Below are 3081 nucleotides of genomic sequence, written 5' to 3'. Positions count from 1 at the left end.
ATTGCTCTTTAACAATCTGGAACAAGCTGAAAATTGAAAGTTTACAGCTGAACATCACTCTCCGTAGAAGTACTGAGTGGTGGATTAGTCTGTAACAGAGTCTCTCAAATAATCGCAGCGCGACGTTGTCTTTAAGACACCTTCGGGTTGTGAGGTTAAGCGACTAAGCGTACACGGTGGATGCCTAGGCAGTCAGAGGCGATGAAGGGCGTGCTAATCTGCGAAAAGCGTCGGTAAGGTGATATGAACCGTTACAACCGACGATACCCGAATGGGGAAACCCAGTGTGTTTCGACACATTATCATTACATGAATACATAGTGTAATGAGGCGAACCGGGGGAACTGAAACATCTAAGTACCCCGAGGAAAAGAAATCAACCGAGATTCCCCCAGTAGCGGCGAGCGAACGGGGAAGAGCCCAGAACCAGAATCAGTTTATGTGTTAGTGGAAGCGTCTGGAAAGTCGCACAGTATAGGGTGATAGTCCCGTACACAAAAATGCATAGGCTGTGAGTTCGATGAGTAGGGCGGGACACGTGACATCCTGTCTGAATATGGGGGGACCATCCTCCAAGGCTAAATACTCCTGACTGACCGATAGTGAACCAGTACCGTGAGGGAAAGGCGAAAAGAACCCCGGCGAGGGGAGTGAAATAGAACCTGAAACCGTGTACGTACAAGCAGTGGGAGCCTACTTTGTTGGGTGACTGCGTACCTTTTGTATAATGGGTCAGCGACTTATATTTTGTAGCAAGGTTAACCGTATAGGGGAGCCGTAGGGAAACCGAGTCTTAACTGGGCGTCAAGTTGCAAGGTATAGACCCGAAACCCGGTGATCTAGCCATGGGCAGGTTGAAGGTTGGGTAACACTAACTGGAGGACCGAACCGACTAATGTTGAAAAATTAGCGGATGACTTGTGGCTGGGGGTGAAAGGCCAATCAAACCGGGAGATAGCTGGTTCTCCCCGAAAGCTATTTAGGTAGCGCCTCGTGAACTCATCTTCGGGGGTAGAGCACTGTTTCGACTAGGGGGCCATCCCGGCTTACCAACTCGATGCAAACTACGAATACCGAAGAATGTTATCACGGGAGACACACGGCGGGTGCTAACGTCCGTCGTGAAGAGGGAAACAACCCAGACCGCCAGCTAAGGTCCCAAAGTCATGGTTAAGTGGGAAACGATGTGGGAAGGCATAGACAGCCAGGATGTTGGCTTAGAAGCAGCCATCATTTAAAGAAAGCGTAATAGCTCACTGGTCGAGTCGGCCTGCGCGGAAGATGTAACGGGGCTAAACCATGCACCGAAGCTGCGGCAGCGACGCTTAGGCGTTGTTGGGTAGGGGAGCGTTCTGTAAGCCGTCGAAGGTGAACTGTGAGGTTTGCTGGAGGTATCAGAAGTGCGAATGCTGACATAAGTAACGATAATGCGGGTGAAAAACCCGCACGCCGGAAGACCAAGGGTTCCTGTCCAACGTTAATCGGGGCAGGGTGAGTCGACCCCTAAGGCGAGGCTGAAAAGCGTAGTCGATGGGAAGCTGGTTAATATTCCAGCACTTGGTGTTACTGCGAAGGGGGGACGGAGAAGGCTAGGCTAGCCGGGCGACGGTTGTCCCGGTTCAAGCGTGTAGGGGGTGTGACCTGGTAAATCCGGTCGCATATCAACCCTGAGGCGTGATAACGAGCCACTACGGTGGTGAAGTAGTTGATGCCAAGCTTCCAGGAAAAGCCTCTAAGCTCCAGGTAACACGAAATCGTACCCCAAACCGACACAGGTGGTCAGGTAGAGAATACTCAGGCGCTTGAGAGAACTCGGGTGAAGGAACTAGGCAAAATGGTGCCGTAACTTCGGGAGAAGGCACGCTGGCGCGTAGGTGAAGGGACTTGCTCCCGGAGCTGAAGCCAGTCGAAGATACCAGCTGGCTGCAACTGTTTAATAAAAACACAGCACTGTGCAAACACGAAAGTGGACGTATACGGTGTGACGCCTGCCCGGTGCCGGAAGGTTAATTGATGGGGTTATCCGCAAGGAGAAGCTCTTGATCGAAGCCCCGGTAAACGGCGGCCGTAACTATAACGGTCCTAAGGTAGCGAAATTCCTTGTCGGGTAAGTTCCGACCTGCACGAATGGCGTAATGATGGCCAGGCTGTCTCCACCCGAGACTCAGTGAAATTGAACTCGCTGTGAAGATGCAGTGTACCCGCGGCAAGACGGAAAGACCCCGTGAACCTTTACTATAGCTTGACACTGAACATTGAGCCTTGATGTGTAGGATAGGTGGGAGGCTTTGAAGCGAGGACGCCAGTTCTTGTGGAGCCAACCTTGAAATACCACCCTTTAATGTTTGATGTTCTAACTCGGCCCCGTAATCCGGGGTGAGGACAGTGTCTGGTGGGTAGTTTGACTGGGGCGGTCTCCTCCTAAAGAGTAACGGAGGAGCACGAAGGTTAGCTAATCACGGTCGGACATCGTGAGGTTAGTGCAATGGCATAAGCTAGCTTGACTGCGAGAGTGACGGCTCGAGCAGGTACGAAAGTAGGTCATAGTGATCCGGTGGTTCTGAATGGAAGGGCCATCGCTCAACGGATAAAAGGTACTCCGGGGATAACAGGCTGATACCGCCCAAGAGTTCATATCGACGGCGGTGTTTGGCACCTCGATGTCGGCTCATCACATCCTGGGGCTGAAGTAGGTCCCAAGGGTATGGCTGTTCGCCATTTAAAGTGGTACGCGAGCTGGGTTTAGAACGTCGTGAGACAGTTCGGTCCCTATCTGCCGTGGGCGTTGGAAGATTGAGAGGGGCTGCTCCTAGTACGAGAGGACCGGAGTGGACGCATCACTGGTGTTCGGGTTGTCATGCCAATGGCATTGCCCGGTAGCTAAATGCGGAAAAGATAAGCGCTGAAAGCATCTAAGCGCGAAACTTGCCTCGAGATGAGTCTTCCCTGTGGCTTTAAGCCACCTGAAGGGACGTTTAAGACTAAGACGTTGATAGGCTGGGTGTGTAAGTGCAGCGATGCATTGAGCTAACCAGTACTAATGACCCGAGAGGCTTAACCTTACAACACCAAAGGTGTTTT

The 3081-nt window shown here is 51.9% G+C and carries 1 rRNA gene; it reads left to right on the top strand.

Annotated elements, in window-relative coordinates:
* The first annotated feature begins 153 nt into the window (after window positions 1–153).
* A 23S ribosomal RNA gene (locus tag D6C13_RS25040) occupies window positions 154–3062 on the top strand.
* Window positions 3063–3081: the final 19 nt, after the last annotated feature.

The organism is Rahnella woolbedingensis (genome assembly GCF_003602095.1).
GTDB classification, from domain to species: domain Bacteria; phylum Pseudomonadota; class Gammaproteobacteria; order Enterobacterales; family Enterobacteriaceae; genus Rahnella; species Rahnella woolbedingensis.
This window is presented reverse-complemented; position numbering and strand designations above follow the sequence as displayed.